Origin of the sequence: Trinickia diaoshuihuensis (assembly GCF_003390925.1) — a bacterium.
Classification (GTDB): domain Bacteria; phylum Pseudomonadota; class Gammaproteobacteria; order Burkholderiales; family Burkholderiaceae; genus Trinickia; species Trinickia diaoshuihuensis.
Window position 1 is genome coordinate 37,223 of sequence record NZ_QUBS01000069.1, and the last position, 6,474, is coordinate 43,696.

Below are 6,474 nucleotides of genomic sequence, written 5' to 3' on the forward strand. Positions count from 1 at the left end.
ATGGATCTCTTCTCGCCAGCCGAACGATATCTACAAGATTTTCATGCGCGCCGGCCAGGCGCGACCAGCGCGGCGTTTTCCGCGCTACCGGCCACGACGAAGTCGCGTACTTACAAATCCTCCTATGAGGTGCTGGCCGCTGTCGTGCGTGACTTGCCACTCCCGAGCACGGTGCTCGACGTCGGTTGTGGCGATGGACATCTTCTCGGTCTTCTCGATAAGGCGTCGAATTCATCAACGCTCATCGGAGTAGATCTCAGTGATGGCGAACTGAACGTCGCTAGACGCACGCTGCCGAGTCACGTGCTGTTGCTAAGAGAGCGTGCGCAACAGATGTCACTGGCCAGCGAGTCGATCGATGTTGTCGTATCGCACATGGCCTTGATGCTCATGGACGACATTGAGAGCGTGCTTTCGGAGATACATCGCGTTCTCGTTTCTGGCGGGAAGCTTGCCGGAATCGTCGGGCGCACCTTTTTATTAGGCCCGCTGCACCCCTGCGCGCCGCAAGCTAAGAGATGCGCTCATTGCGGAAACCTCTAGCATGCTGGACCGTGACGGCCGGCTTCAAACAGGTTGGGGGCTTCGCTTGATTCAAGCGCGCGCACGCTAGACGACATCCTTTAGGCACGTCCGAGTTGAGCGTATATGAAAGGTAAACTTGCAAGTTTGACTTTCGTTAAATATAGTGTCGCCATGAGAACCGAGGGTTCAGCCAAGCGGGCCCGGTTTCCGTTCAACAAGGAGCGTTCGATGCCGTGGCTTTCACTGCTTGCATATTTCTTGGGCGGCTTCTTTTTGGCGAACGCTGTGCCGCATGTCGTAAGCGGCGTGATGGGACGGCCGTTTCAGAGCCCCTTCGCGAAACCGCCCGGAGAGGGGCTATCTTCTTCGAGCGTCAACGTGCTGTGGGGATTCTTCAATCTGGCTATCGGTTATCTGTTGGTTTGCCGTGTCGGTGATTTCCAATTGAGGAGTACCGCGGACATCGTTGCGGTCGGCGTGGGTGCACTTCTTATTTCACTTTTTTCGGCACGCCATTTCGGCCGCTTCAACGGCGGGCGGGCGCCAAGCCATCCCTGATCATCGGTTCTCGATTGGCGGGCTCGAACGCGGACTGCGCGAATGGCGTGACTGTGGCATCCTTGAGCGAGCGCAATTCAACATCTCGCTCCGGATCCATTTCCCTACCTCCCGCGACCTACCATGCCTCGAAAGCCCGTCCCCGTGCGCCAAGATTGGATCACACACGCCAAGACCGCGGACGGCATCGAGCGCATCGAGGCTTGGTTTCAAGGCAACGCGTATGCGATGCATCGGCACGACACGTATGCGATCGGCCGTACCCTGGCGGGAGTGCAAAGCTTCAACTATCGCCGTAGCCGGCGCGACAGCCTCCCGGGAAATACGATGGTGCTTCATCCCGACGAAGCGCACGACGGGCAAGCCGGTACGCAAGAAGGTTTCCGCTATCGCATGATCTACGTGGAGCCGGTGCTCTTTCAAGACGCACTCGGCGGTCGTGCGTTGCCGTTCATCGAAGGCGGCGTGACGAACGATCCGCGAATCGCAGCGGCGACGGAAGCGCTACTGCAACGAATCGGGCAAACGATTGAGCCGCTGGAGCAAAGCGACGCGCTGTCCGAACTCGCGCACGCGTTGGCCGCGGTCGCGGGGACACCTCGTTCGCGAGGCAACGGCGATTACCTCGCGGCACGTCGCGCACGAGACTATCTCTACGCGAATTTCACGCGCACAGTCACGCTCGATGAATTGGAAATCGCAACAGGTCGAGACCGCTGGAGTTTGTCCCACGATTTCCGTACTTACTATGGCACCAGCCCATACCGCTATCTGACGATGCGCCGCCTCGACGCGGTACGCCGCTTGATGCTTGCCGGCATGTCGCTTTCGAGCGCGGCGGCCGATGCGGGATTCGCCGATCAGAGCCACATGACGCGTCATTTTTTGAAGACGTTCGGACAGACGCCGGGGCACTGGCTGCAAGTCGTAAATGCTGTACGAGGCCGCTAAACGTTTTCCCACGATCGTTCAATACGGTGCTAGGGCGGCTGCGTATTCTCGTCAGTACATCCTACCTGTACGGAGAGAACGATGTCGGCATCAACACATTCCCAAGCCTCGCCTGCCGCGCGTGGCAAATGCGAAGCCATCGATTTGCTGGGTAAGGTCAGCTTGATCGACGGCCACTGGCAGCAGCGCGTGATCGCGGAAATGAACGATTACCAGTTCAAAGTCGCTAAGCTGCTCGGTGAGTTTGTGTGGCACCAGCATAGCGATACGGATGAAACGTTTATCGTGCTGGACGGCGAACTGCGGATCGACTTTCGGGGCAGCCCTCAAGGCGACGGATCGATCGTGCTGCGTGCGGGTCAGATGGCCGTTGTCCCGAAAGGCGTCGAACATAAACCTTGGGCGCAGGGCGAGGTCAAACTGCTGCTCATCGAGCCCCGTGGTGTGGTGAATACGGGGGACGGCGCAACGAGCGAACGCACCGTCGCCAACGATCAATGGATTTGACGTTGAGATGACGAGTGCCTAAGCGATAGAGAAAACGCCTGTCTCGTCAGAAAAGACAGGCGTTGCCTATGAGTTTGCTTAGCGCATCCCGCCACTGGCAACGATCCGTTCGCCCGTGAGCCAACCTGAGTCGTCGGATGCGAGAAATACGGCAATCGAAGCGATATCGTCAGGCTGACCCACGCGTCCGAGCGGCGTTTGGCTGACCGCCATCGTTTCGAAGTCCGATCCGGCGATGCCGGCCGCATGCGTGCCTTCCGTGATCACAATGCCCGGATTGATCGCATTGACGCGGATCTTCTTCGGCCCCAACTCGCGTGCTAGGACACCTGTGATGGCATCGACGGCGCCTTTCGTACCCGAATAGACCGCGGATCCCGGCGGAGTGATCGTAGTTACCACTGAACTGACGTTGATCACGCTCGCACCCTCGCCAAAATGCTTCAGCGCGGCCCGCGTCGTGAGCAACACCCCGAGTACGTTCGTGTTGAACTGCCGGTGGAATTGTTCTTCAGTGAATTCTTCAATCGGCGCTAATTCATAGACGCCAGAATTGTTGACGAGAATATCGAGACGCCCGTAGCTTTCGATGGCTGCGTCGATGATGCCTTGCGCATCCGCGGCTTTGGACACATCGCCGCCAACCGCGATCGCTTTACCGTTGGCCGACGTGATTTCGGCGACGACGGCATCGGCTCCCGCCTTGCTGCTTGCATAATTGACGACCACCGACGCGCCTTCGCGCGCCAGCGCCTTGGCGATACCTGCGCCAATCCCCTTCGACGCACCGGTGACAACGGCCACTTTGCCTGCGAGCTTACCCATATCCATTTCTCCCATCGAATCGATCAGATTGAAAGGAACCGGCTGCGCTTAGGCTAGCCGGTCCGCGTTAGACTGAATGTAGACAGTCGCGGTGGATGGAAAAAGCGGCTCGAGACGAATTAACTTGAGGGGTTTGACGAACAATCCTTTCAAGCGGATATGACGGGCTTAAACGGTGGAGGGCGCCGGTTTGCCTCTTGACGATCGACCATCCAGCCCGGATAGGAAGGGGGCAGGGCACTCACGGTATCGAGGCGCGAAAGCTCTTCGCCGGTCAAGAGGATATCGGCTGCGCGCAGGTTGTCCTCGAGTTGTTCGACTCGTTTGGCACCGATAATGACGCTCGTGACATGAGGTTTGGCGAGCAGCCACGCAAGCGCGATCCGGGCGACGGAAACACCGCGGGCGTCAGCGATGGTCCGCATTTCAGCCACGCACGGCCACGCCCGTTCCAAATCTACCGGCGGAAAGTCGAAATGCGTTCGCCGAGAACCTTCTTCGGTCGATGCGCCGGGGCCAAACTTTCCGGAGAGCAAACCGCCTGCGAGAGGCGACCAAACGAGCAGCCCCATTTGGTCTTCGGTCACGAGCGGTACCAGTTCGCGCTCGACATCTCGCCCGGCGATGGAATAGTAGGCTTGAAGCGTCTCGAAGCGCGTGGCATGAAGCGCCGCGCTCAGGCCCAGTGCTTTACCGATCTTGCCCGCGCGCCAATTCGATACGCCGACATAACGGACGAGGCCCTGCCGCGTGAGATCGTCGAGGGCGCGCAGCGTCTCTTCGACGGGCGTGACGGAGTCGTTGGCATGGATCTGATAGAGATCGATGTGATCGACTTGGAGCCGTTCCAGGCTTCTCTGTACCGAATCCATGATATGCCCGCGTGACGCGCCCTGGTCGTTGGGTTTGGGGCCCATTGCACCCGCTGTCTTCGTCGCAAGGACGATGTCGCTGCGCGGCACGCCGAGGTCCTTGAGCGCTTGCCCGACTAAGCGTTCTGATTGACCGAAGGAATAGATATCGGCCGTGTCGATAAAATTGACGCCCTCGGCCAGCGCGCGGGCGATCAATTGATTCGCTTCCTCCTGACCGACCGAGCCGATGGCGCGCCACATGCCGGCGTCGGCGTTGCCGCCTAGCGTCATCGTGCCTAAGCATAGTTCGGAGACATATAGACCGGTGCGGCCGAGCTGTTTGTATTTCATGGCGACTCCCTACGTGATCTTGGGGGATAAGCGCTGAGGCGCCGTTCGCGACTTCCCGCGCGGCCGGATTCAGTTGGCCTGCTGTCGTGACTGTTCCCTTTCGTTTAACTTCCCCCTGATGGAGGACGCGGAAAACTAGTCTATTGAGCCGCGACTGAGTTATAAATGAGGCCCAATTGAACGTACCGTTCCTCTTCCGGTGAACAATGCAGAATCTTGATGCGCTGTTGATCTTTGCCCGAGTTGCCGAAATGACGAGCTTCACGCGGGCTGCCGAGAGTTTGGGCATCCAGAAGGGGCGTGTTTCCACGGTGGTTCGCACCCTTGAACGCGATGTCGGAGCGACGCTCTTTCACCGGACCACGCGGAGCGTGCAACTGACTGAGGATGGCCGAGCCTTTTATGCACGCGCGCGCGACCTGCTGGCGGAAGTCGAGGAATTGCAGTCGATGTTCGCGGATAGCGGCGCGCCGCTGCGGGGAAAACTGCGCGTGGACATGTCGACCGAATTGGCTCGCAATGTCGTGGTGCCCGCGCTGCCGCAATGGTTTGCGGCGCATCCTGAATTGGAGTTGGAGCTTTCCAGCACCGATCGGCGCGTCGATCTCGTTCAGGAGGGGTTCGATTGTGTGATTCGATTGGGTCCGATCGTCGACGAGACGCTGGTTGCTCGGCCACTCGGCAAGCTGCGCATGGTCAATGCGGCGAGCCCCGGGTATCTGAAACGGTATGGTGTGCCGCATACGCTGGACGATTTGCGCATTCAAGGGCATCAAATGGTGCACTACACGCGCACATTCGGCAGCAAGCTTGCCGGTTGGGAATATCCGCACGGCGATGGCTATGCGTCACTTCCGTTGCCCGGCCTGATGCACGTCAATAACGTGCAGGCGTATCACGCGGCTGGGCTTGCGGGCATCGGCTTGATCCAAGCGGGGTATCCGGGGCTCGCGCAATACATTCGATCCGGCGCGCTGGTCGAGGTTCTTCCGGATCTGAGGCCCAAGCCGTTGGACGCGTGGCTCGTCGTGGCGCATCGGCGAAATCTTTCGCAACGGGTTCGGGCGTTTATGAATTGGATCGAGAACGTGTTGGAGCCTTATTTCGATTGAATTCATCGACAGGTTCAAGTCGCGATTGCGCTGCGCTCGAACTCCCTTCCAAGCGCTGCGGAATAGCGCCGGCTCAGGAACCGGCACTCGTGCTTCAACATGCCGTACACGATGAAATCGGTTCGATCGCCGGCGCCTTCCCGCATGACGCCTTCGCGGACAAATCCGAGATTCTCGTCGAGCAACTGAGCGCCGATATTGTCTGTCCGCACGAGCCCGGTTACCCGATGGCAGCCGAGCACCTGGAACGGATACATGAATGCGGCGCACACGAAGGCCGGTGTGATCAGATGGCGCGAGCCGTTCAGCGCAAAATGCATCAGCACGTTGGGTCCGTTGTGCCCTTGGTAGACGACCCCCGCCACGATCTCGCCGTCTTTCTCGAGTCCGATCGTCGAGTAGTCGTCGTACCTGCTTTCCCCCGTCATGCGGGCGACAAAGGCCATCACTTCTTCGCTCCGGTCGAATAGAACGCGACGCATCGCTTCACCTCGCTTCGGTAGGTGTCATTTCGGGAGCGGAATGCCGAACTGCTGCAGCGTCGGGTTCACGTTAGACGCGAATTCGTTCTGATGGTGTTTCTTTTGCACGGCCTGAACGATGGCCATCACGATACCCGCGATGCCGGCGATGCCGGCGCCAACCGCCAGTATCGGCGTTGCTGCCGCGAGGCCGCCGGCCACCGCGCCCAGTACGCCATCGGCGGCGGCTGCGCCGCCCTCTGCGCCGGCGACGGCGCCTTCCGCACCCGCTGCCGCACCTTCGGCCGCGCCGTCGGCTCCGCCCACGGC

General features: G+C 59.6%; 8 protein-coding genes and 1 pseudogene. 5 read left to right on the forward strand and 4 right to left on the reverse strand.

Going from position 1 to position 6,474, the window contains the following annotated elements; genetic code table 11:
* The 4 genes from DXT59_RS13940 to DXT59_RS13955 all read left to right on the forward strand — a co-directional run bounded on the left by DXT59_RS13940 (nucleotide 1) and on the right by DXT59_RS13955 (nucleotide 2,541).
* Nucleotides 1–543, forward strand: a complete 543-nt coding sequence (locus DXT59_RS13940; protein ID WP_205417427.1) for a class I SAM-dependent methyltransferase — start codon at nucleotides 1–3, stop codon at nucleotides 541–543.
* A 210-nt stretch (nucleotides 544–753) separates the two neighbouring features.
* Nucleotides 754–1,083: a hypothetical protein gene (locus tag DXT59_RS13945; protein WP_116137494.1), complete on the forward strand. Its 330-nt coding sequence runs from the start codon at nucleotides 754–756 to the stop codon at nucleotides 1,081–1,083.
* Nucleotides 1,084–1,206: 123 nt separating this feature from the next.
* Complete coding sequence (locus DXT59_RS13950) at nucleotides 1,207–2,034, forward strand: AraC family transcriptional regulator (RefSeq protein WP_116137486.1); 828 nt, start codon at nucleotides 1,207–1,209, stop codon at nucleotides 2,032–2,034.
* Nucleotides 2,035–2,115: 81 nt separating this feature from the next.
* Nucleotides 2,116–2,541: a cupin domain-containing protein gene (locus DXT59_RS13955; protein WP_116137487.1), complete on the forward strand. Its 426-nt coding sequence runs from the start codon at nucleotides 2,116–2,118 to the stop codon at nucleotides 2,539–2,541.
* A gap of 78 nt (nucleotides 2,542–2,619) precedes the next feature.
* Here the strand turns inward: DXT59_RS13955 and DXT59_RS13960 are convergent, their stop codons facing one another.
* Together DXT59_RS13960 and DXT59_RS13965 are read right to left on the reverse strand one after the other, a co-directional pair.
* Nucleotides 2,620–3,366 (reverse strand): glucose 1-dehydrogenase, encoded by a 747-nt coding sequence (locus DXT59_RS13960; protein WP_116137495.1) that lies wholly within the window; start codon nucleotides 3,364–3,366, stop codon nucleotides 2,620–2,622.
* Between the two features lie 149 nt (nucleotides 3,367–3,515).
* Complete coding sequence (locus tag DXT59_RS13965) at nucleotides 3,516–4,571, reverse strand: aldo/keto reductase (protein WP_116137488.1); 1,056 nt, start codon at nucleotides 4,569–4,571, stop codon at nucleotides 3,516–3,518.
* A 206-nt stretch (nucleotides 4,572–4,777) separates the two neighbouring features.
* On the opposite strand from DXT59_RS13965, the gene DXT59_RS13970 reads away from it, so the two are divergent.
* Nucleotides 4,778–5,683, forward strand: coding sequence for a LysR family transcriptional regulator (locus DXT59_RS13970; protein ID WP_116137489.1), 906 nt, complete (start codon nucleotides 4,778–4,780; stop codon nucleotides 5,681–5,683).
* A gap of 14 nt (nucleotides 5,684–5,697) precedes the next feature.
* On the opposite strand, the gene DXT59_RS13975 is transcribed toward DXT59_RS13970, so the two are convergent.
* Nucleotides 5,698–6,165 (reverse strand): GNAT family N-acetyltransferase, encoded by a 468-nt coding sequence (locus DXT59_RS13975; protein ID WP_116137490.1) that lies wholly within the window; start codon nucleotides 6,163–6,165, stop codon nucleotides 5,698–5,700.
* A 24-nt stretch (nucleotides 6,166–6,189) separates the two neighbouring features.
* A pseudogene (locus DXT59_RS13980) lies at nucleotides 6,190–6,474 on the reverse strand (type III effector HrpK domain-containing protein); the annotation flags it as partial.